The organism is Ensifer sp. GW823-FHT05D09 (assembly GCF_058795755.1).
Genome location: NZ_JBXAIA010000008.1, coordinates 162,182 through 186,503, shown reverse-complemented (window position 1 = coordinate 186,503; position 24,322 = coordinate 162,182). Strand labels below are relative to the sequence as shown.

Here is a 24,322-nt window from a genome sequence, read left to right as displayed (position 1 = left end):
GTTCAGCTCTCGTGATGTGAGCGAAATCTGTTGATGACAATCGTCGCCAGTGCCTGAATGCTGTTGCTGTTCAGGCTGTCTTCATGCCAGCCCTCGAGGTCGAAGACCTCGCTGTCTGCAGCGATTGCACCACCCCAGCCGAAAAGCAACTTACGGGCGCGGCGGTGGGTGGCTTCGCTTCGAAACAGCAGAACGGACTTCTCGTTCGTCGCTGCCGGGCGGTAGCGACGGGCCGCATTGACCAGCAGATCGGTAACATCGGCATTGACGGCTTCTTCCCGGGAATAGGTCGCCGCCCGCACGCCAAGGCGCTGGAGGAAGGCAAGCGTGAAGTTGAACTCCCTGAGATAGTCGACAAAACCGAGGCGGCCGGAACACAGCTTGCGGGTGAAGTAGCCAATGCGCTTCACGCGGCGCTCGGCGTTCCAGCGAAGGCGCCGGAGCCGGGACTGCGACCTGACATAACCAGGCGCCCAGGCATCGATGACCGCCGTGAAACGCAGATCGGCGCCACGCTGGCGCAGCTGGCGGGCAATTTCGACCGCCAGCACGCCGTTGACGCAAAGCCCCATGACGCCAATCGGCCCTTTGAGAATGTCTGTGCCCATGCTGTCGACGGCATGCCCGGCGATCTCCTCGAGTGACATTGAGGCGAGATCGCCAGTGAGATCCGCATGGAACATGTTGGCGTTGTAGACCGACACACTATCGCCGAGGTCGGTGGCAAGCCGGTAGTAGAGGAACGGATGATTGAGCGTGTAGAGCGTAAAGGGCGCCTCGGTTTTCCCGCAGGCACTGACAGTCCAGGGACTTGCATTCGCTCCGTCCAGTTCCGTCCCTCTCGGTTCCGTTCCACCGAACAGCGCCTTGGCAAAGCCGCCAAATGTCGGCTCCTTGAAGAGCAGCTCCAGGTCGGCCTTCGCACCAAGCTTCGATCGGGCGCCGGAGAGCATACGCAATGCCAGGAGCGAGTGGCCGCCGAGCGCGAAGAAGTTGTCGTCCGGCGCGATTGTCGGGACGCCGAGAACGTCCGCCCATATCGCCGCAAGGGCCTTGGTTTGGTCGGGTTGCGCCGGGGTCGGCACCGGCGCGTTCACCGTTTCGAGCCGGTCGACAACCGGCTTGGCAGCGACGGGCGGGGCCACAGGAATACGCAACGCTTTTCGATCGACGGTGCCGCTGGCATCGCGCGGCAAATTGAGGAGTACGCTGATGCCGCCGGGCATGGCGGATTGGGACAGTTGCCGGCCCAGATAGTCCATCAGGTACTCCGGCAGACTGTCGAGCGGTTCCGTGGTCGTCGGAGCCGGTGTGACAAAGGCATGGGCGCGTTTTCCATCCTCGTCGAGCAGGACCGCGGCCGAACCGACGGATGGATGGGCGGCAAGCATCTGTTCGATCGCCGTCGCGCGCCCCGTCTCGAGGGGCTGCGCCTTGATCTCCCGCGCCGGGATGGCCAGGGCTGAAAGCAGAGCAGTGGGCCGCTCCAGCGCCATTTCGTAGGCTTCCTGCCAGAGCCGCAGCAGGGATTCGATCGTCGCCTTTTCGAACAGGTCGGCATTATATTCGATGGACATGCGCCATCCGCTCGGTCTGCCGATCATGATGAAGCTCAGATCGTAGATGACACCAGGGGATTGCGACGGCGCGCTGAGCAGTTCGAATCCACCATACTGATGGTCTTCCAGGAAGGCCTTCTGCAGGTTGAAGTTCACCGAGATCAGCGGATTGCGTGAGGGGTCGCGGACCGGATTAACCAGTTCCACCAGCTTGTTGAACGGCATTCTGTGGTGGTTGAGCGCAGCGGTCACCGTTGCGCCTGCCGAACGCACATGCTCGGCAAAGGTGATGTCGCTGCCCATGTCGAAGCGCAGGACGACATTGTTGATGAAGACCCCGATGAGGTTCTCCAGGTCCGTTTCGTCGCGGCCGGCGACCTGGGAGCCGAACATGACGGTATTCTTCCCGGTGTAGCGCTGCAGCAAGGCGCTGACGACGGCCGCCCCGAAACTGTAGAGCGACACCCGGTGAGCGCGTGCGGCGGCGTCGATACGCTCGCTGAAATCGCCGGTATTGTTGACAGAGAGGATGTTGCCGCGGCTGGTCTTGACCGGTCCACGCGGCGTATCCGGAACAACCTCGAAATAGGGTGCGCCAGTCAACTGCTCGCGCCAGAACGACTTCTCGGTCTCGAAACCATAGCTGCCCAGATACTCCTGCTGCCACAGCGAGAAGTCGCCATATTGCAACGGCAGTTCGGGTACGGCCGGCTGCCGTCCGGCATCAAGCGCCGATGCGATCTCACCGACCTCGCGGCCCAGCACGCGGATCGACCAGCCGTCGAAGCAGCTCTGGTGGGCGGTGATCAGCAGAAAGCCCCGCTCGTTCTCCACCATCAGCAGCGAGACGCGGAAGAGATAGGGGCTGCTGAGATCGAAAGGCGCGCGGGCGGTTTCCTCGCCAATCGACAGGATGCGCTGATCGCGCTGATCGACGGGCACGTTTCGCAGGTCGATGACCGACATCCTGAAGTCGACCTGATCGACCACCTGCTGGCAGGGCCTGCCGCCGACCTCGACGAACCGGGTACGCAGGATCTCATGGCGCTGGATGACGGTGCGAAAGGCAGCCTCCAACGTCGAAGATCGAAAAGTGCCACGGATCTCCCAGCGGACCGCGACGTTGAGCGCCGGATTGCCCGGCTTCAACTGGTCGAGGATCCAGCAGCGCAGCTGGGTCTGGGAACAGGGAAACTCCGCGATCACGGTGGCTTCGGCGGCAGGTGCAGTGTTGCTGGTCTCTTTCATACGCGTGATACCTGCTCAAACCGGCGCCGCGCGCCATTGCGGAAATCTCTCAGCGAAGGAACTTGCGGCTTGGCGGCGTTCAGCTCGCCGTCGTCGCGTGTTTCGGCAAAGGTGGCGAGTTCTGCGATGGAGGGATGCATCATCAGGTGCTTGGCCTCCAGCTGCAGGCCACTGTCCAGCATGCGGGCAGCGATGCGGAAGATGATCAGAGAATCCGCACCCAGCGCGTAGAGGTTGTCCTCGACACCGATCTCCTGCGCATTCAGGACGTCGCGCCAGATCTCGCAGAGCCGTGTTTCCATGGCTGTGCGCGGCGGCACCCGGATGGCCGCAACCTCGCGCTGTGGCAGGCCGCGCTGTTCGAGCGTCTTGCGGTCGAGCTTGCCGTTGGCCGTCTGGGGAAGTGCTTCCTCCAGCACCCAGAACCCGGGGACCATATGCGCCGGCAGGTTGGCCTCCGCATGTGCCGCGAGCATGGATGTCGTCGGCTTGTCGTTCTCGTTCTGCGGGATCACGTAGCAGACGAGCTGTCTGTCGCCATTCTTGTTCTGGGCGGCGACGACGGCGCATAGGCGAACGCCTTCTGCGCTGGAGATCGCAGCCTCGATGTCGCCAAGCTCGATGCGGAAGCCACGAAGCTTGATCTGCTGATCGCGTCGGCCGAGCAATTGCAACGAACCATCCGCGAGCCGACGCCCGACGTCGCCCGTCTTGTAGAGACGCTGAACCGCTCCCGTGCCGATGTCGATATCGACGAAGGCTTTCTCGGTGAGGTCGGGACGGGCGAAGTAGCCGTTGGCGAGGCCCTCGCCACCGATATGAAGCTCACCGGTGACGCCGACGGCGGCAACGCGACCCGCCTTGTCGAGGATGAGAAGCTGCGTGTTGGCGATTGGATGACCGATGGTGATCGGCTTTTCGCCATCCTCGATCCGCTGGACCGACGACCAGATCGTCGTCTCGGTCGGGCCGTACATGTTCCACAGTTCGCCGCCGAGGCCGAGCAGCGAGGACGCAAGTGCCTTGGGAAGCGGCTCGCCACCGCACAGCATCTTGAGGCCGGGGCGGCTAAGACCAGCCTCGACCAACATCTGCCAGAGTGTCGGCGTCGCCTGCAGCACGGTCGCACCGCAGCTTTCGACGAGCCGAACGAGAGCAAACCCGTCGCGCACCGTGTGCCGGCCGGCAAGCACGACCTTCGCGCCTGCGACCAACGGCAGGTAGAGTTCAAGGCCGGCGATGTCGAAGGAGATCGTCGTTACCGCGACGATGGTGTCGCGATCGGTGAACCCAGGCTCCCGCGCCATCGATGTCAGGAAGTTGACGAGGGCACGATGGGAAACCTCGACCCCCTTCGGTGCTCCGGTCGATCCCGAGGTGAAGATGATATAGGCCGGCGTCGCCGCGTCCGTCGGGACTTGCGGCAGTGCCGCGGCCGGGCCGGTCGCGCCCTGTTCGCCGTCGATGCGGATGATCACGACGTCCTTGCCAGCCAGAGTTTCTGCCCGGTCGCTGTCGCAGATCATGCCGGCAACGCTCGCAACCGCCAGTGTCTGGGACAGACGCGTCTCCGGGTGGGCCGGGTCGAGCGGCACATAGGCGTGCCCCGATTTCATGATCGCCAGCAGGGCGACCACCATTTCAAGCGACCGTTCGACCAGGAGCGCGATGCGCTGCCCCGGCTGCGGGACGGCCTTCTGGATCCGGCAGGCCAATTGGTTGGATCGCGTTTCGAGCTCGGCATAGGTCATCGCCTGGCCGTCGAGTTCGACAGCAATCGCCGTCGGCCGTTCGGCAGCCTTGCGCGCAAACAGCGAGAAGACGAATGCGTCGCGGTCGTAGTCGGCGGCGGTGTCGTTCAGGCCCTCTGCAAGCCAGGCCTGTTCGACTGCAGACAGAAGCGGCAGGTCGTTGATCGGCCGGGCAATATCGGCGGCCAGGGCCGCAACCAGTGTCGCGTAGTGGCCGATCCAGCGCTCAATCGTGCTGCGTTCGAAGACTTCCGCATTGTAGTCGACGTCGATGCGAACGCCCGCGGGGCTTTCGGTCAGGTTGAAGAACATGTCGAAGTTGGAGAAGGCCTTGGCGTTCGAGGAAATTTTGGTCTGCAGGCCGCCGAAATCCAGATTGTCCGGCACCCGCTCCAGATTGAACTGGATCTCCGTCAACGGCAGGCGATGCGTGTCGCGCTTGACGCCCAGTTTGCGCACAAGCGTGCCATAGGTGTAGTCCTGGTGCTCGAACGCGCCGAGCACGAGCTGCTGCGTGGCTTTGAGATGCTCGTCAAAACGTCTGTCAGACGCGACTGTCTGGCGAAGCGGCAGAAGATTGACACAGTGGCCGACGAGCGTCTGACCATCGAGCAGGCTCTGCCCGGCCGAAGGCACGGCAATGACGATGTCGCCCTGGCCGGAGAGGCGGGAGATCATGATCTGCAGCGCCGCCAGCAAGGTGGAGAACAGCGTTGCTCCGGACTTTGCCCCTGCCTTCTTCAGCGTTTTGTAGGTTTCCGCCTCGATATGTCCGGTGACGGTCCCGCCGGCAAAGCTGCGGCGTTCCGACCGTGGCCGATCCAGCGGCATATCAGGCAGATCGGGAACGTCCCTGTACTGGTCGAGCCAGAACTGTTCTGTCGCACCGGCGATCTCCGCATCGGGTGCCAGATCGATTGCGTAAGTGGCAAAGGACAGCGGCGACGCAAGGTCGGCCTCGGCGTCACGTACATAGGCCGAGTAGATCGCGGCGAGCTCTTCGATCACGACATTCACCGACCAGCCATCGCAGATGATGTGGTGCGCCGTGAAGACCAGACGGTGGCTGTCGGGAGCCATCCTGACGATGGACGCCCTGACCAGCGGCCCGTTGGCGAGATCGAAGGGGGTGCGCGCATCCTCGTCGATCAACTGCCGGAACAACGCTTCGCCATCGCTCTCGCCGGCAAAGTCGATATCGGCGACATCGAGCTCGAAATCGGGAATGAATTCGAAACGATCGCCTGCCCGGGCGAACCGGATCTGCAGTGCGTCGTGTCTCGCAACGACGGCATCGAGCGCCCGGCCGAGGCGCTCCCGGTCAAACGGTCCGTCAAGGACCATCGTGAAGGACTCGTTGAAGGCACAGGAGGCTTCATCGCCGGCCTGGGCGGCAAGCCAGATCTCCTTTTGTGCCTCAGTCAGCGGCGCCGTCGACGGCCGGACAAATTCCACGCCGGCGGACGCTGGGGCGATTTCCTCTGCCTGGTCTTGCGTGCCGAGAATCCCGACCGATTGAAGTGCATCGAGGCTGTTGCGGAAGGCGGCGGCGATCGCCTGGAAATCCGCCTCGCTGTGGGCGGTCGTCAGGAAGCAGGGATAGCCGTCCTGGATATGGATGCCTTGCATGCGCATCTTGGCGTAGAGAAGTGAACCAAGCGGATCGTCGCTGCCAAACTCGGTGAAGAACCAGCTCTTGTAGCCGTTGACGGACCTGGCGATCCCGCGCCGTGCGAGATCGCCATTGATCTCGGCGACCAGAGCCTGCGTACGATCGGCGACCGCGCCGTAGAGTGCCGCCCCCTCGCCCTTGATGTGCTGAAGAACGGCGCGCGCCGCTGCCAGCACCAACGGATGGCGCACGAATGTTCCGGCAAAGAAGGTTGGCGCCGTCATCGGAACGCTGTCGTCGCCATAGTTCCAGCAACCGCCGTCAAGCGCATCCATGAAGCGGCTGTCGCCGACCAGCACGCCGATCGGCATGCCGCCGCCGATGACCTTGCCATAGGTCGCCATGTCGCCCTTGATGCCCCAGATCGCCTGCATGCCGCCGGGATCGACCCGGAAGCCGGTGACGACCTCGTCGAAGACCAGGGCGAACTCGGATTTCGTTGCGATATCGCGCAGCGCACGCACGAACTCGACCGGCCGCAACTCCGGATGACGGCTCTGAACAGGCTCGATGATCACCGCGGCGATATCGCCGGCATTGGCTTTGATCCAGTCAAGGCTTTCCGGATCGCCGTAGCGAAGCACCGTCATGTTGGCGACGGAGGCGGCCGGGATACCGGCTGCAACCGGTATCGCGACAGGAGCGCCCGCCCGGTTCTTGCCTTTGACCAAAACTTCGTCGAACTGCCCGTGGTAGTCGTTTCCGAAAATCACGATGCGGTCCCGGCCGGTGACCGTGCGCGCCACCCGCATGGCCGCCATGACGGCTTCGGAACCGGTGTTGCAGAAGGTCACGCGCTCGTGGCCGGTCATCTCCGCGATCATTTCCGCGACTTCGCCGGCAAGCGGCGTTTGCGGGCCGATGGCAAATCCGGCGTCCGCCTGCGCCTTCACCGCCTCCACGACGAAGTCCGGCGCATGTCCGAAGGCCGTCTGGCCCATGCCGTTGACGAGATCGATATACTCGTTGCCGTCGACATCCCAGATGCGCGACCCCTTCGACCGGTCGGAGACGACAGGGAAGACGATCTCCTTCCAATCCTGACGGAAGCCGGCAGCAGTGCGCGGGTCAGCGAGCCACTTCCGGTTCTGGCCGGTGAAGCTCTTCGACTTCCCGTTCCGTGCCTCGTAGGCTGCAATCAGATTGGCGACGAACGCCTGTTTTTCCGGGGTCATCTCGGGCGCCAGGCTCTTGGCGCCTGGACGATAGAGCTTGATACGGCCCGCTCCGATTTCGCCGTCGGCCGTCGGATCGGCCGAATCCTTCGGCACCGGCTGCGGAGCGCTCGTCGCGGCCGGAGTGGCTATCGCTGCCGCAGTAGCGGTCGCCGTCACGGGCGGGGCGGCGGAGCCCGCTGCCTGAAGCACCTGGAGCTGCTGCGAAACGACCGCCTGCAGCATCTGCAACTGCGACTGCAGGACGGCTTCGATGCCGGCAACCGGCGCGGCCGTTGTGGCGGGGGCAGCGGCAAGAAGCGGGAGAACCTGTGCGGTGGCCGCGACGGGCTGGGCGGCTGTGGCGGGGAGCGGCAGGGTGGCTTCAACTGCCGCAGCCACTGACGCCGGCGCCTGCTGCGGCTCGGGCGGCAGCTGCCGATCGAGATGCGCGGCCAGATCCTGTATGGTGGGAATGTTGCTCAACAGTTCCCGGAACGAGAGCTTGATCTTGTAATCCTTCTCGATCCGCTGGGCGAACTGACCGATGAAGAGCGAGTCAAAGCCGAGCTCAAGGAATGTCGCACCCGCTTCGCCGGGTCCAAGCGCCTCTCCCGACATGTCGCTGAGCAGGGTAATAAGCGAGGTTTGCAATGCGGGGATACGGCTTGCAGCAACGGCTGGTGTAGCAACATTCATGATTTTCATCCCGTCAAACGGTTGCGCTTGCGTGTCGGTGGAAGACGGCTCGGCGGCTAAGAGCTGCGCGACCGATGACGCCGGCCGGCTTTCGCCGCGCCGCGCGGAGGCAGGTGCGTCGATCCAGTGTCTTTGCCGCTGGAACGGATAGGTGGGCAGAATGAGGGGCGCGCTGCCGGCTGCCGGCGATGCCGGCCAATTGAGATCACAGCCGGACATCCAGAGCTTGCCATGGGCTTCGGCGAGCGTGTCGCCGGCGGCATGCGCACGGTCATGTTCCGGCAGCGACTGGACGACGGCGCTGACCGCATCGCGGCCGAGCGTCTGCGCGGCGAAGACCGACAGGGTGCGACCCGGCCCAACCTCCAGCAAGACAGGCTTCCGCCCGTCGCAAAGGGTTGCCAGTCCATCGGAAAACCGGACGGCGGCACGGCAATGTTTCGCCCAATAGTCGGGCGACATGCCTTGCTCGCCCGTCTGCCAGGCGCCGGTGACGCAGGAGATGTAAGGCATAATCGCGGTGCCGTAGGTGACCTTTGCGGTCTCCTCGCGCAAGGCATCGGTGACACCGTCCATCATTGCTGAATGAAATGCATGTGAAGTGTGAAGCCGGCTGAAGGCGATACCTGCGCGCTCCATCGCCGCGCACGCCGCATCGACGGCATCGAACGTTCCGGAAATCACGCAGAGTTTCGGCGCGTTGACCGCAGCGATCTCGACCCCGTCGCCGAGATAGGCTGAGACGGTCTCCACGTCGGCGCGCACGGAAACCATCGCGCCCTGAGGCTGCGACTGCATCAAACGTCCGCGCGCGGCCACGAGACGCAATCCGTCCTCGAACGAGATGACATTGGCCAATGTCGCGGCGACGAATTCGCCAACGCTGTGGCCGATCATCGCGTCGGGTTTCAAGCCGCGGCTCATCCATAGGCGCGCCAGCGCGTATTCGACGAGGTAGAGGCAGGGCTGGGCGATGCGGGTTTCGCGCTGCTCGTCGGCCATCGCCTGGCTGACGGTGCCACTGTGGCAGATGAAATCGCGCAGGTCCGTCTTCAGTGGTGCCCGGAGCAGATCGGCGCCCCGGTCTATCCAACGCGTGAATTCCGGTTCGCGGCTGTAGAGTGCGGCTCCCATGCCGACATATTGCGAGCCCTGGCCGGGAAACATGAAGGCGAGCGGAGGACGGTCGGTCGCGACCGCGCTTGCCACCCGTTCGTCGCCGAGGCGCTCGATCGCCTGGTCGATATCGCTGACGGCGACCGCGGTGCGATGGCTGAAGGCGCGCCGTCCGGTCTGCAGAGTGTGGGCAACCTGCGCCAGCGGCAATGCCGGGTTTGCCTGCAGGTGATCGCGCAGGTTCGCCCGCATGGCCGCAAGCGCGGCCTCGTTGCGCGCGGACAACGGCAGGATGTACGGTCCCCGCGCCATGGCGTCGACATCACCCTGCGATGCCGGTGCCTGCTCCAGCACGAGGTGCACATTGGTACCTCCGACGCCGAACGAGCTGATGCCGGCGCGGCGCGGACCCTCGGTAACCGGCCAGTCGGTGGTGCTGGCGGGAATGTAGAAGGGGCTTTCATCGAGATTGATGCGCGGGTTCGGACGTTGATAATTCGCCATTCCCGGGATCTTGGCGTGATAGAGCGCCAGCGTCGTCTTGATCAACCCGCAGACACCGGCGGCGGCATCGAGGTGACCGACATTGCCCTTGACCGAGCCCAATGCGCAATGCTGCCGCATGTCGCCAGCATCGGCAAAAGCGGCACGCAATCCGCCGAACTCGATGGGGTCACCGAGCGGCGTCGCGGTGCCGTGGCATTCGACATATCCAATCGTCTGTGGATCGACGCCGGCATTTGCCAACGCCGATGAAATCGCATCCGCCTGCCCCTCGACGCTCGGCGCCGTAAACCCGATCTTGTCCGAACCGTCGTTGTTGATGCCGTAGCCGCGAATGACCGCGAAGATCCGGTCTCCATCCTCAAGGGCGTCTTCCAGCCGCTTCAGCAGCACTATGCCGGCGCCGCTGCCGAAAACGGTTCCGGCCGCCTGCTCGTCGAACGGTCGGCAGACGCCATCGGGCGAGACCATGCCGCCTTCCTGGTAGATATAGCCACGCCGCTGCGGAATGGTGATCGATACCCCGCCCGCAAGCGCCATGTCGCAGCTATAGGTCAGAAGGTTCTGGCAGGCCTGGGACACTGCCAGAAGCGACGTCGAGCAGGCCGACTGGATTGCGATTGCCGGCCCGCGCAGATTGAACTTGTAGGCGATCCTTGTCGCCAGCACGTCAGTCAGCGAGCCGACGATCTGCTGAAAGCAGCCGATCTGATAATTGGAGGTGAACTCCTCGGCTTTTGCCCGTTCGCCCAGGACATTGTTGATGAGATAGGTCGGCATCGACGCGCCGGCAAAAACGCCGATCAGACCGGGATAACGATGGGGATCATACCCGGCCCGCTCCAGCGCTTCCCAGCAGACTTCCAGGAAGACCCGGTGCTGCGGGTCGGTAACTGCCGCCTCGCGCGGGAACATGCCGAAGAACTCGGCGTCGAACATGTCGATATCAGGAAGCTGCGGCCGGGCCGGGACATAGTTCGCCGCAGCGCGTTCCTCGTCGGTAAAAGCGTCCTCGATTTCGTCCGGTCTCAGTTTCGAAAATGCATGCCGCCCCTCGCACACCAGATCCCAGAGAGCCTCGACCGACGGGGCGCCCGGAAAACGACCGGACATGCCGATGATCGCAATGCCAGTCACGTCCTGGTCATTGCGATCGGAACCGCGCGCGTCGTCCGCACCATTGAAAACCGTCATGAGGCGCTCCTGCGGAAGTGGGACATGTTCTTTTTCTGGCGCGCCGCACGTTCGGCCGCCGTCATCGTGCGGGCACTGGCCGACGACTTTCCGTCAAGAAAACCAGCCAGTTCGCGAACGGTCGTATGCTTGAACAGCGCGACCACATCGATCGGTCGGGCGAGCTTTACCTCCAGCGCCGCATGCACCCGCATCAGCTGCAGCGAAGTCCCGCCGAAATCGAAGAAGTTGCGATCGAGCTCCACGGCCGGAAGACCGAGGACGCTGCACCAGAGTTCTTGCAAAACCGCCTCGGTTCGGCTGGCGACCGGCGCGTTTTCGGTGGGCAATGCGTCCACCGGCAGCGGCAACCTGGCACGGTCGATCTTGCCCGACTGGTGCAGCGGCAAATGATCGAGCACGATCACTGCACTCGGGATCATGTAGGCGGGAAGACTGTTGCGCAGCCTTTCCATCACACCGCGGATCAGCTCTGCATCGTCTGTCCGCGTGCCCTCGCGCGGGCACAGGTAGCCGACGATCCGCTTGTGGGACTGGTCCAGATGCTGGCAGATGACGACACCGTCGGCGAGCCGCGGATCACGCCGCAAGGCGGCTTCGATCTCGTCGAGCTCGATGCGTTTGCCGTTCAACTTGATCTGCCGGTCCCGCCGGCCGCGGAAGAGCAGGATGCCGTCGTTGCCGAGCACCGATAGATCGCCCGTCAGATAGCCGCGCACGTCGCCCTCATCGGTGCGGATCGTCACGAAACGCTCCGCCGTCAGTTCGGGACGCCGGAAGTAACCGATGGCGACCCCCTCGCCGGTCAGAACAAGCTCCCCCTCCATGCCGCGCCCGACCGGGCGATGGTCCTCATCGACAATCAATATTCCGGTGTGACTGACGGCACGGCCGATCGGCACATCCTTGCCGTCGAAGCCGGCGGGAATGTCGAAGGCGGTGGCGATAACGGTGATTTCCGTCGGGCCGTAGCCGTTGGTCAGGCGGCACTCCGGATGCGCCTTCTGAAAACGTTTGACATGTTCGGCCGAGGCGACTTCGCCGCCGAACATCAGGTGTCGCAGCGTCGGCAGTTCGCCGCAGGAGAAATCGGCGAGCAGATTGAACAGACCCGTGGTGATCAGGGAGACGGTGACGCCGTTGTCGCGGATGACGTCCCGCAGCCGGCCGATCGAGAAATTTCCGTCCGGCAAACCGGCAATGGTGCCGCCATTCGTCAACGTTCCCCAGACCTCGAAGGTGGCGATGTCGAACGCGATGGTGGCCGCGTGCAGCACGACATCGCCGCTGCCGAGCTCGACATAGTTCTGATCGAGCGCGAGCCGCGTGATGCCGCGATGCGGAATGGCGACGCCCTTCGGTCGGCCGGTCGATCCCGACGTGTACATGACGTAGGCCATGTCGCCACCGACGACAGCCACGGGTTCGAATGGCTTCGCCTGAGCGCGCGAGAGGTCGGCAACGAGGGCATGGAGGTCAGCGATCGTGCCTTTGACGCTCGGAACCTGAAGCATCGTGACAAGCGTGCAGGTATCGACAAAGACCACCTTCGGCTCGCAGTCGCCGATGACGTAGTCGAGATGGTCGACGGGAAAGGTCGTGTCCAGCGGCAGATAGGCAGCGCCCGCCTTTAGGATGGCCAGCATGGCGACGATCGTCTCAAGAGACCGCGGAACGAAGAGGCAGACGATGTCGCCCTTCGTCACTCCTCGGTCGATCAGGTAAGCGGCGAGCGCATCCGACAGAGTGTCAAGTTCGCCATAGGTGATCGAGTGATCGTCGAAGATGATTGCCGTTGCCTGCGGAGCCGCCTGAGCCTGCTGACGAACGATGGCATGAACCGAACGCTCCGGATCGTAGGACACGGTTTCCTGCGAGCGACCTGTCGCGCGCACGGGCATCCCCCCCGAGCCGTCGCCTCCGGAAAATCGGAACTCAGCCATACTTCGCCTCCTGTTCCTCTCGCTTCACTGCCTGGCGGAAAGACCCAGACGTCCTCCCGGCAACAGACGGCCGGAGAAATTTGCTGCAAGCCGTCGTCTGCCAGAATTCCATGGTGGCGAAAAATGAACAGCTGATCATTGGGATAGCCGCATCGATACCCGGCGATCAAAAGGGTTAGCTCCCCTTAGTCCTTAGGGGGATGCGACCCGGGGAGATACGCAGACAACCCGTCAGATCCCGCGGACAGAACCGTTTGTTTTCGCTTTGTTTTCACGCGTTTCCAAAGGCAGGTGCGGCAGTGGACAGTGAGGGCCGTGCGGGGTGAAAACGATCGACCGCGCCGCGCCTCCTGTCAGGCGGACAAGGCTCGCCGCGCCGCCTCGAATTGCTCCATGTTCTCGTTCTTGAACCGGACGGAATTTGAGGAAACATGCAGTCGCCGGCGCGATCTATGGAAGGTCGTAGGCCCTGATGTAATCGATGAACATGTGGGAGGGATCAGGCGCCTGGTCCGCCGTCTTTTCGACCAGGGCGAGGTTGAGCAGCACATACATCGGCTGCCGGTGCTCGGGTCGTGTCTCCGCCTTCCATACGAGTTTCCGGTCGAAATACATCCGGATGAACTCGGAATCGATCTTCACCCCATAGGTGTGAAAGTCCTGCGGATCGGCGTCGCGAAACACCTCGATCCGACTGAACTGGGAATCGTTCTTGTCGTCGCGATGCCAGACATGAATGACCGAGGAGTAACCGTCCGGCTTGTCGCCGTAAAATTCCATCACGTCTATTTCCGCCGTCGACTTCGAGCGATCCTTGCCGATCAACCAGAAGGCGGGCCATACCCCGGGACCGACCGGCAGTTGGGCGCGCATTTCGAAATAGCCGTATTGCTGGGCAAAGCCGTTGCCCTTCGGATCCACCGAAGCGAGCAGGCCGGACTGCCAGTCTCCCTCCGGATCACGCTTTGCCTCGATCCTCAGGATGCCGTTCTCGGTCTTGAAAGGTGTGCGCTCGCCGGGATTGGCGAAGCGGGCACCTCCGAAATCCCCGGACCACGGCGTGTGGGCGATCCAGCGGGTTCCAGGCCCCCAGGCCGATACGTCCAGCTCATCAAAGTTCTCGTCGAAGGTCAGACGCATATCGTCGACCGGAAGCGCATCGCCTGTGTCCCCGCCCGTGTATCCGTCAGCCGAGGCGCCCGATGCGAGCATCAAGATCCACAGACAACCGATGACAGGCCGGACGAAGTGCCGAACTGAAGGGCGGCGGGCCAGGTAACGGCGCGGTTCGCGAACAGATGGGGTCATGGCGGGAAACTAGCGCGGCAGCCCGCCCGGGGTCCATTACCGATTCAGGTCGGGGCGCTATGCGAAAGGCTTAGCCGCAGGCGTAAATACGCGGCATGCCCCCTTTGATAGGATCGCTTCATGAACCGGAAATGGTGGCATGAGCTTTGAACTGATCGGCTTCGTTACCGTACTTGTGGGGTTGGGCGTGCTCATGGCGCCCATCCATTGGGCTTTGACGTTCATGGTCGTTTCCACCACGCTCGGTTCGGCGGCGGCAATCAACCTTCCAGCCCTTGGCGGCGCGTCCATCCTTGTTCCCAATGTCTTCCTGCTGTTTTTCGGCGTCAGGATCCTGATGGCTTATGGCGAAGGTCCTGTATTGGCAGCCTTCGTACCGGCCGGCTCCGGCTTCTGGCTGATGGTGCTCACGCTTTTCGGCGTGCTGACCGCGATCCTGTCGCCTCGCCTGTTCCAGGGCGCTGTCGATGTGATGACGGTCGAACGATCGGTCGGCGCGAGAAGTTTCATAGCGCTGTCGCCGCTCAGGTCTTCATCCAACAACATAACGCAGGCCGTCTACGCCCTCGGGGGACTTGCCTGTTTCGGGTTCTGCCACGCCTATCTGCGTCGCCCGGGGGCTCCGTCGCACCTTGTCAGCGCCATCCTCATTGCTGCAGCGGTCAATCTCGCCTTCGCGGCCGCCGACATCGTCACCTACTTCTCCGGTACAGAGTATCTTCTGAGCGTGGTGCGAACGGCCAACTACGCTCTTCTGACCGCAGCGGAAAAAGGCGGACTGAAACGGATTTCCGGATCCTTCCCCGAGGCATCGGCCTTTGCCGATTACACGCTGGTCCTGTTCGCCGCGACGGCGAGCCTCTGGCTCGATCGGATCCGCTCGCGGCTGACGGCAGCGTTGGCGCTTGCCTCACTCGCCGGCCTGGTGTTTTCGACGTCTGCGACAGCGCTGCTCGGGTTGGCCGTCGTCTTCCCATTTCTCTGGATACGGTCGATCATCACGGTCTTCCAACGGAAAAACCCCGGACGCCCGGTGTTTCTCGCGGCCCTTTTCCTAATCGTGCCACTCGTCCTGCTTACGGTCGTCAACCTGTTTCCCGAGATGGTGTCGACCGTCTACGACTTTCTCGATGAGATGCTCCTGTCAAAGGTCGACAGCCAGTCCGGCCGCGAGCGCGCGATGTGGAACGCGGCCGCCTATGAGGCCTTCGTCAACACTTTCGGCATGGGCGCGGGCCTGGGGAGCGCGCGCGCCTCGAGCTATCTGTTGGTTCTCCTGTCGAATGTCGGTGTTCTGGGGCTCGTCATCTTCTGCATCTTTGTCGCAACCATCCTTTGCGCTCGCGTGCCGTTGGCCGCTCAGCGGCGCGTGGAAGGTCTTGCAGCGCTACGGGCAGCGAAAGCCGGATTTGTCGCTGCTCTCAGCACGTCTCTGGTTTCGGGCACTGTCTATGACCTGGGCCTGCTTTTCTACATCCTCGCCGGTAGCGTGTCGGCGCTGACATGCCTGCAAATCAGCGATGTGGCAGCACGCCGACCACGACTTGTCGGTGCGGCTAGCCCGCGCCGCATAGGAGGCTCCTGATGAAGGTCGTCGTCTTCAACGTCAAATACAGCGAGAACCTCGGTGACGGTATTCTTGCGCAGTGCCTTGAGACCGCGCTCGCGCGCGGGACAAAAGGGCTGGAGGTCAAGACGATCGATCTCGCCGGCAGGACAGCGTTCGGCACCGGCAGTGGCGGGCGTCGCCGGCAATTGCTGAAGGTGCTGCAGGCCCTGCCCGCGTTCGCGCGCCGGCGGGTTGTCAAGCAGGCGCTCGCCCCGACACTGCGCCGATTGCAGGTCGAATGGCAAAGAGAGATCGAGGCAGCCGATGCCGTCGTTATCGGCGGGGGAAACCTGTTTCAGGACGATGACCTGAACTTCCCGCTGAAGGTGGGAGCCGCGCTCGAATGTGTCAAACGTAGCGGCAAGCCGCTCGCGATCTATGCCGTCGGCACCAGCCGGGACTGGTCGCCACAGGCAAGACAGCTCTTCGGCAGGCTCGAGGAGAGCCAACTGGTCCATGTCTCGGTCCGCGATACCATCGCCAGCCGCAACTGGTTCAGCCATTTTCCAGCCGGGCCGCACGCCCGGATACTGCCCGACCCCGGATTGCTCGTTCGGGAGATCGTTTCGAGCCACGCGCTCGAACCACTGAAGGCGGAGGACCGGGCGATCGGCATCTGTGTCACCGACCCGCTGATCCTGCGGCGTCATTCGGGCCACGGATCGCAAGGAATTCCGTTTCGGCATATCGAAGATTATCATCGATTGCTGAGCATGATGCTCGAAGCCGGATACAGGATCTGTCTCTTCACCAATGGCGCACAGGAAGACCAGGCCTTTGCGCGGCGCATTCTCAGCGGCGACGGTCTCGCGGGGCAGATTGACAGCGGCAATCTCTATCTGGCCCCCCGCCCGAAAACGCCCGAGGAACTGATCCACATTATCGCATCTACGCAGGTCATCCTGGCGCATCGTCTGCACGCCTGTATCGCCGCCTATTCCCTCGGCGTACCGCAGGTCGGTCTCGGTTGGGATCCGAAGGTCGACGGCTTTTTCCAGTTCGTCGGCCGGTCAGAGTATTTTGCCGGCGATGCCGACGTCTCAGCACAACACGTCGCCTCCTTGCTCGAGGAGGCAGCTCGCAGGGGCATCGATCCCGAGACCCACGCCTCCATCCTCGATCAGGCCCGCGACGGCATCTCGCTTCTGCGAAAATGCCTGGAAATGCACCAGAACCGCGGCGCGAACCGGAAGACCCAGCCTGCGGTTGTGCCGAACGAACAAGGCTTGGCCGGCTACGCCTGGTCGAACGGCCTCTGACCGTTGCGGGCGACCTGATCCCTTGCACAAAGCAATTGGCTTCTCCAACACCTAAATTCCAAGCTTTTCAGCTCTTTACCGTCTGCCCCACCCGGCCGGATTAAGCTGATATCGATGTGGATTCCCACAATTACTAATCATCTTGGGTAATATTCCTAACCACCGGTTGTTTGCTATATACTTAAGTACAATCGAAAAGACCGAAGAGAGAGTGCGCCTTTATGGTGGGGCAACTTGGGGCATTTATAGGGTCGCAACAGCGCGGTGAACCGTCGAGTTTCGACACGAACCAACACAGATCGGAACTCACCGTTGCGCGAAAGCGGGTGTTCCCGGCCGGCTCCATTTTGTTCGAGCCAGAGGGGAGGTCATGCGTTCTGTTCTTCATCTCCGGCTGGAGTGTCAGTCGCAAGATTCTGGCGAACGGCACGCGGATCGTCGTGGAATTCATGCTGCGCGGAGACATGGTCTGGACCTTGTCTTCCGAGTTGACGCAAGAAACCATCCAGGCCCTCTCGGACGTGACCGTCTATGAATTTGCCGTGCCTCCCGGCGCCGGTGGCCCCAATCTTTCGACGAGGATCCAACAGAATTTCGTGCACGAGATGCTCAAGCGCCAAGTGCGAATGACCGAGCGGCTGGCAAACATCGCGCGCCGCGATGCGCTGGAGCGCACAGGCCATCTGCTGCTCGAACTGGCGGTGCGAGCCGGCAAACCGAGCAGATCGGGTTTTGACGGTTTCGAATGCCCCCTGACGCAGTCAGACATCGGCGATGCCGTCGGGCTATCGTCCGTACACATCAACCGCGTTTTGAAGGAGATGAGATTGAAGGGGTTGTTATCCTTCAGGAATGGCATCGTCGAGTTTCTCGATCGCCGACGACTGGCCGAATTGGTTGATTTCGACCCCGGCTATCTTCGCACGAATCTCGACTGATTGATTGCGAGTACATTAACCTATGTTAATGCAGAGCAGAAATATATGTGATCTGATTGGAAATATATAACAACAAAATCATGAGAGGAACCCGAAGGTATATTTGCACTTATACTTGTATCTAGAATATTTTACACCTGACAAAATAAGAATAAAAAGGAGAAAATTCAATGGATATTCGTACAGCAACAATTGCGAGAAACTCCACGACGCGACCGACATCCTTCCCAAGCGCACTGGAACAATCCCTCCCCCAAGGCTTGAGCGGTTCGGACATGACGGATCAGGAAGAGGATTTCGACTACATCCTGCTCATTGACCCGCGCGCGCTCGACCGGGAATGCCTGTCGAAAAGTCTGACGGGCTACGATCCCGGACTGACGATCGTTACCGTCGGATCCTTTGACGAGTGGCGCAGCCGAAAATTGCAGACCGACCCCTCTGCCGTGCTTCTGATCGTCGGTGGCGGCAAAGTGGGCGACCTTGCAGTCTGCGAAAAAATCGAAACGCTGGTTGAGAAGTTCAAATACAGCCCGGTGATCGTGGTTGCCGAAACGGACGAACTCGGCCAGATCCTCAAAGCGCTGGAATGTGGTGCCCGTGGCTACATTCCAAGCAATGTCGGGATCAATGTTGCAGCCGAAGCGATCGCACTTGCGCGCGCCGGCGGCGTCTTCGTTCCGGCGAGCAGCATCCTGACGATGAGGGAGGCCATCAACTCGGTCGTGAATGGCGCCCGATGCTCAGACAGCCTGTTCACGCCGCGGGAAATCGAGGTTGCCGAAGCCTTGCGCCGTGGAAAGGCAAACAAGATCATCGCGTACGAGATGGATCTGTGTGAAAGCACAGTGAAGGTCCACATCAGAAACATCATGAAAAAGCTGAACGCGACCAATCGCACCGAAGTCGCCTACAAGATCCGCGAATTCATGAAGTAGGCTGGCAACAGCAGAGGAGCCGGCAGGCGTGTTTTGACGGCTGCCCGCTGAACGAGATCGGCTGACATGTCTCCTGTAACCGGCAATGCGGCCGGTATGGGACGACATCAGCTGTACGGAAATGCCGCCATCGCGCCTTATCCACTTCGACAGGAACGTGTCGGGGAGGCTCCGTTGCGGCACCCGCACCGGCGCATTCAGCCTGGACGTGCCTTGCCAAGGGCGCGGCCTAGGGCGTTATGCGCAAACCTCAGTCAACGGCTTCCAGCACCATTGACGAGATTGAGGATGAGCTGGTGAATGTTACCACCATCGCTGAGTTCGACACGGTCGAAGTCCCGGCTTCTCTGGCGCTGGGCTACGGACAGTTCGCCGAGCCGCCTTGTCAGTTCGGCCCTTATCTTGCGGCAGTTGGGATCTGCATCGACCGAGAGCCCCACCGATGTGCTCTCGATCGCCTTCACCAGATCCTTGATGAAGTCGCCGTGCACCAGTTCGTGGCTGCGAACGCCTGAGATAAAGGTTTCCCAGTTCTGCGCCATGGCGCCCTGCAGCGGCTTTGACGGCTTCGGCAGCGTATAGGTGATGATGAGTTTCGGCTTGGCCGAAACGAGCGTGCAGGCGTTGTTGTCTTGCGGCTCGTATTTCCGGGTCCAGGTCAGCTTGAAATCGGTGTGCGCGATGGCACGAACCATTCCGCCAACCTTTGGCCCTCGCTCGCCGATCGACGCGTAAAGTTCAGCTCCGGTCTGACCGGAAATTGCATAGGTGTGGGTCTTTTCCACCGCCTGCCATTCGGCATGCACCATGGACGGCAACGAAAATGTGCAGACCATCGTGCTGCAGAAGAGAATATCTAGCTTCACCCGAATCCCCTGGAAGGCGTCTGATTGCGGGCGACCCTACTGCATAAATTTCTGATCGGCACCGGCTAAAGGCAAAGGCGGTCGCACGTTTTCACATTCGCGCGTCCGATCGGCGCTCCTGCGTCCGCCGCCCGCACAGCGACTTCGATGCCCCCATCACTTGCCCCTGCAATAGCGTCGGCCGACCGACGCTATTGCATTTCATGCTCCTCGTCAGCGCTATTCTGCAGCAACGGCCGGCGGATAGATCATCGCCGCTGCGGGTTCAGCAGCGTCCGCTTCAATGGTTTCCGGCTCGGTTTCCTGCCGCTTCGGCTCCCGGCCGAAGAACAGCGCATAGCCGGCCGGCAGCACCAGGATCGTCAGAACGGTGGCGACAAGGATGCCGCCCATCATCGCATAGGCCAAAGGCCCCCAGAAGACGCCGCGCGAAATCGGGATCAGCGCCAGAACCGCGGTCAGCGCCGTCAGCATGATCGGACGGAACCGGCGCACCGCCGAGCCGATGATGGCCTCGGAGCGGTCCATGCCGGCCGCAATATCCTGGTCGATCTGGTCCACCAGGATGATCGAATTGCGCATGATGATGCCGAGCAGCGCGATAACCCCCAGAATGGCGACGAACCCGAAGGGAGCGCCGCTGATCAAGAGCGCTGCCGCGGCTCCGATGATACCGAGCGGACCGGTCGCCAGAACCAGCATCGCCTTGCCGAAATGCTGGAGCTGGACCATCAGCAGCACGACGATGACCGCCAGCATGATCGGCGCCTTGGCGGCGATCGAGCCCTGGCTTTCGGCCGCGTCTTCAGCCCCGCCCTGGATGTTGATGCTGTATCCCGGGGCGAGGCTGTCGCGCAGCGACTGCATCTCGCCATACATCTTCAACGCCACGTCATTCGGCTGAACACCGTCGGGCAAGGTGCCGCGAACGGTGATTGTCGGCAGGCGATCCCTGCGCCATTCGATGCCCTGCTCAAGCACCGGCACCACCTTGGCGACCTGCGAAAGCGGAACGAAACTGCCGAAATCGGTCGGGATATAGATCGATTCCACCGACGACAGCAGCGCGCGGGTCGCATCCGGCTCGCGCGCGACGATCGAGACCGTCTCTTCGCCGTCGCGGAAATTGTCGAGAGGCACACCGGACATTGTCGCCTGGAGCATCTGCCGGACGCGCTGCGAGGTGACGCCGAGCGCGCGGGCGCGATCCTGGTCGATCACCAGCTTCATCGCCGTCACCGGCTCCAGCCAGTCATCATGCACCGCACCGAGTTGCGGGTTTTCGGCGAACTTCGCCTTCACCTGGTCCGCGATGCGGCGCACCTCCTGGCGGTCCGGTCCCATGATGCGCATCTGCACCGGCCAACCGGTCGGCGGGCCGAGGAAGAGACGATCGACCTTGGAGCGGATCGAGGGGAAATCCTCCGAAAGAATCTTGCGCAGCTTGACGATCAGCCGTTCGCGCGCCGGCTCGTCATTGGCCATGATGAGCAGCTGGGCGAAGTTCGGATTGCGCAGCTGCTGGTCGAGAGGCAGGAAGAAGCGCGGCGCGCCTTCGCCGATATAGGTCGCGATGAAGCGCTTGTCCGCATCGTCCATCATCCGCGCTTCGAGCGCCTTGGCCTCGCTCTCGACTTGCTTGATGCTGGTGCCTTCCGGCAGCCAGAGATCGACGAGGATTTCCGGCCGGGAGGATTGCGGGAAAAAGTTCTTCGGAATGAACTGGAATGCCCACAGGCTGACGAAGAAGGCGACGAGCGTCAGCGACAGGACGATGAGGCGGTGATGGACCGCCCAGGACACCGTCGAGCGCAGGCGGCGATAGAAGCGGGTATCGAAGACATCGTGATGGCCGCCGGCATGGGCGCGCTGTTTCAGGATCATGTTGCCGAGCCACGGCGTGAAGTAGACGGCGACGAACCACGAAACCACGAGCGCGATGCCAACGACATAAAACAGCGAGCGCACATATTCGCCCGCCGTCGAGGCGGCAAAACCGACCGGAATGAAGCCGGCGGTGGTGATGAGCGTGCCCGTCAGCATCGGGAAGGCCGTCGAAGAATAGGCGAAGCTGGCGGCCTCGACCTTCACGAGCCCCTCCTCCAGCTTGCGCTCCATCATTTCGACAACGATCATGGCGTCGTCAACCAGAAGCCCGAGCGCGATGATGAGCGCGCCAAGCGAGATACGCTGCAGGTCGATGCCCAGCTCGTACATGATGGCAAAGGTCGCAGCGAGCACCAGCGGAATGGTGATGGCGATCACCAGGCCGGAGCGCCAGCCGATCGACACGAACGAGACGACGAGCACGATCACCAGCGCCTCGCCGAGCGCCTTCATGAACTCGCCGACGGCTTCGGTAACCACTTCCGGCTGGTTGGAGATCTGATCGACAACGACGCCATAGGGCAGAGAGGCCTCGAAACGCTTGTACGTCTCCTCGACGGCCGCGCCGACGTCGGTGACCTTGAAGCCCTTGGCCATCACCACGCCGATCTGCACGCTGTCCTGGCCGTTGAAGCGGAACTTGCGCGAATAGGGATCCTCCAGCCCTGAGGAGACGGTGGCTATATCGCCAAGGCGGGTGACTTCCCCACCGGCCCTGAGGCTGAGGTTCCTGAGATCCTCGACCTTGTCGAGGCCGCCCTCGACGGAAATGCGCACCGAACGCGAGCCGGTATCGACCGAACCTGCCGGATCGACATTGTTCTGGCCGGCGATGGTGTTTCTGAGATCGTTGAGCGTCAGCCCACGCGCGGCCAGCACGTTCGAGGAGACGTCGATATAGATCTTCTCGGGCTGGTCGCCGAGGATCACCGCCTTTTCGACGCCGGGCGTCGTCAACAGCATGTCGCGCGCCTGGATCGCGAACTTTTTCAGTTCGGGATAGCTGTAACCGTCGCCGCTCAGCGAATTGAGCGTGATGAAGGTGTCGCCGAACTCGTCATTGAAATAGGGCCCAAGGAGCCCTTCCGGCAATTCGTCGGCGATGTCGCCGACCTTCTTGCGGACCTGATAGAACGCGTCGGCCACCTCTTGGGCATTGGTGTCGCCCTCAACCTGCAGGGTGATGATCGCGCTTCCGGCGCGGGTGTAGGAGCGGACGAAATCGAGATGCGGGGTCTCCTGCAGCTTGCGTTCGATCTTGTTGACGACCTGGTCCTCCATCTCCTGGATCGAGGCGCCCGGCCAGAAAGCCTGGACCACCATGACGCGGAAGGTGAAGTCGGGGTCCTCCTTCTGGCCCATGCGCATCAGACCGAGCACACCGGTGATGATGATCAGGCCGAACAGGAACCGCGCGATGCTGGGATGGGCGATCGCCCAGCGCGAAAGATTGAAAGGCCGCTTTTCTTCGGTGGACTGGGACATCGGCATCATTCCGCGGTTAGGTTGGCTCAGCGCACGATTTCGGCGGCTGCGGTCTTGTCGGCGGCAGCAGACTGGCGGGCGACATCGCCCGAAATCGCCACTTTCAGGTTTTCGGCCATGAACTGCGTACCGGCGGCCACGACGAGGTCGCCGCGCTGCAGTCCGTCGATCACGCGCACGCCCTCACCGGTAAAGTCCGCAACGGTGATCGTCCGGCTCGTCACGGTCTGGCTGTCGCGATCGACGACCCAAACCGTCGTCCCGCCGTCCTTTTGAGCCAGAGCGCTCAGCGGCACGGCGATGTGGCGCTCGGCATCGTCAGCCGACGCAAGGACCGTGGCGGTCATGCCGAGCAGGACGCGCGGATCGTTGGGCAGGCTGACGCGCACCGCAAAGGTTCGCGACGGCTGTTCGGCACTGCCGGCCACCTCGCGCACCTTGCCATCGAGTATCAGCCCCTGATCCGACCAGAAGCCGGCCTTGACCGCCATGCCCGGCTTGAAATTGGCAACATCGACCTCCGGGACGGCGATCAGCACTTCCTTTTCGCCATCGACGGCGACGGTGGCGACCGGCGTGCCGGAGCCGACCACCTGACCGACATCGGCGACGATGGACGCGACGATGCCGCCGCGATCGGCCACCAGTTCCGTATAGGTCACCTGGTTTTTCGCCTGCGCGAGCGCGGAAGCTGCGGCATCGCGCGTGGCAACCGCCTGGTTATGGCCGAGTGTCGCCTGGTCCAGTTGTGCCTTGGAGGCGACGTTCCTGGCAAAGAGCTGTTCGGCGCGCGCGCGGATCAATGCAATCGTTTCGACCTGACGCTCGGCGGCCTCGAGGCTTGCGGCCGCGCTCTTGACCGATAGGTCATAGTCCGTCGCGTCAATGCGGGCGAGCGGATCGCCTGGTTTCACCCGATCGCCGACATTGACCAGCCGCTCGGTGATCTTGCCGTTGACGCGAAAGCCGAGATTCATCTCTGTGCGAGCGCGCACAATACCGGAATAGCTCATCTGGCGCGATTGACCGGCATCGCCGATTTCGACCACCTTGACCGGACGCACGACCGGCTTGGCTTCCTCGGTTTCCTCGGAGCAGGCCGCAAGCACGAAGGAGATCGCGGCAAGAAGGGCTATCCTTCCGCTCGATGCGAAACGGCGACGGGTTTGAACGGGCATGGGCATTTCCGCAC

11 protein-coding genes are annotated in these 24,322 nt (G+C 62.4%); 4 read left to right on the top strand and 7 right to left on the bottom strand.

Annotated elements, in window-relative coordinates; translation table 11 throughout:
* Window positions 1–2: 2 nt before the first annotated feature.
* From AC1Q80_RS22040 to AC1Q80_RS22025, 4 genes are all read right to left on the bottom strand, one after another.
* Window positions 3–2,807: a condensation domain-containing protein gene (locus AC1Q80_RS22040; RefSeq protein ID WP_492361845.1), complete on the bottom strand. Its 2,805-nt coding sequence runs from the start codon at window positions 2,805–2,807 to the stop codon at window positions 3–5.
* Window positions 2,804–10,897 carry an amino acid adenylation domain-containing protein gene (locus AC1Q80_RS22035; protein ID WP_492361844.1) on the bottom strand — a complete coding sequence of 2,698 codons (8,094 nt, stop codon included), beginning with the start codon at window positions 10,895–10,897 and terminating at the stop codon, window positions 2,804–2,806. Before AC1Q80_RS22035 ends, AC1Q80_RS22040 begins: the two co-directional genes overlap by 4 nt.
* Complete coding sequence (locus AC1Q80_RS22030) at window positions 10,894–12,840, bottom strand: non-ribosomal peptide synthetase (protein ID WP_492361843.1); 1,947 nt, start codon at window positions 12,838–12,840, stop codon at window positions 10,894–10,896. Before AC1Q80_RS22030 ends, AC1Q80_RS22035 begins: the two co-directional genes overlap by 4 nt.
* A gap of 450 nt (window positions 12,841–13,290) precedes the next feature.
* Complete coding sequence (locus tag AC1Q80_RS22025; RefSeq protein ID WP_209790177.1) at window positions 13,291–14,052, bottom strand: glycoside hydrolase family 16 protein; 762 nt, start codon at window positions 14,050–14,052, stop codon at window positions 13,291–13,293.
* 235 nt (window positions 14,053–14,287) lie between these two features.
* On the opposite strand from AC1Q80_RS22025, the gene AC1Q80_RS22020 reads away from it, so the two are divergent.
* From AC1Q80_RS22020 to AC1Q80_RS22005, 4 genes are all read left to right on the top strand, one after another.
* Window positions 14,288–15,733: a hypothetical protein gene (locus AC1Q80_RS22020; RefSeq protein WP_492361842.1), complete on the top strand. Its 1,446-nt coding sequence runs from the start codon at window positions 14,288–14,290 to the stop codon at window positions 15,731–15,733.
* Window positions 15,733–17,016 carry a polysaccharide pyruvyl transferase family protein gene (locus AC1Q80_RS22015; RefSeq protein ID WP_492361841.1) on the top strand — a complete coding sequence of 428 codons (1,284 nt, stop codon included), beginning with the start codon at window positions 15,733–15,735 and terminating at the stop codon, window positions 17,014–17,016. Before AC1Q80_RS22020 ends, AC1Q80_RS22015 begins: the two co-directional genes overlap by 1 nt.
* Window positions 17,017–17,237: 221 nt before the next feature.
* Window positions 17,238–17,954 carry a Crp/Fnr family transcriptional regulator gene (locus tag AC1Q80_RS22010; protein WP_209790180.1) on the top strand — a complete coding sequence of 239 codons (717 nt, stop codon included), beginning with the start codon at window positions 17,238–17,240 and terminating at the stop codon, window positions 17,952–17,954.
* 275 nt (window positions 17,955–18,229) lie between these two features.
* Window positions 18,230–18,892 (top strand): response regulator transcription factor, encoded by a 663-nt coding sequence (locus AC1Q80_RS22005; protein WP_173423293.1) that lies wholly within the window; start codon window positions 18,230–18,232, stop codon window positions 18,890–18,892.
* Between the two features lie 254 nt (window positions 18,893–19,146).
* Here the strand turns inward: AC1Q80_RS22005 and AC1Q80_RS22000 are convergent, their stop codons facing one another.
* The 3 genes from AC1Q80_RS22000 to AC1Q80_RS21990 all read right to left on the bottom strand — a co-directional run bounded on the left by AC1Q80_RS22000 (window position 19,147) and on the right by AC1Q80_RS21990 (window position 24,308).
* A complete protein-coding gene (locus AC1Q80_RS22000; protein ID WP_492361938.1) occupies window positions 19,147–19,728 on the bottom strand; it encodes a DUF922 domain-containing Zn-dependent protease in 582 nt (193 codons plus the stop codon).
* Between the two features lie 249 nt (window positions 19,729–19,977).
* A complete protein-coding gene (locus tag AC1Q80_RS21995; RefSeq protein ID WP_492361840.1) occupies window positions 19,978–23,130 on the bottom strand; it encodes an efflux RND transporter permease subunit in 3,153 nt (1,050 codons plus the stop codon).
* A 26-nt stretch (window positions 23,131–23,156) separates the two neighbouring features.
* Window positions 23,157–24,308, bottom strand: coding sequence for an efflux RND transporter periplasmic adaptor subunit (locus AC1Q80_RS21990; protein ID WP_492361839.1), 1,152 nt, complete (start codon window positions 24,306–24,308; stop codon window positions 23,157–23,159).
* Between the last annotated feature and the right edge of the window lie 14 nt (window positions 24,309–24,322).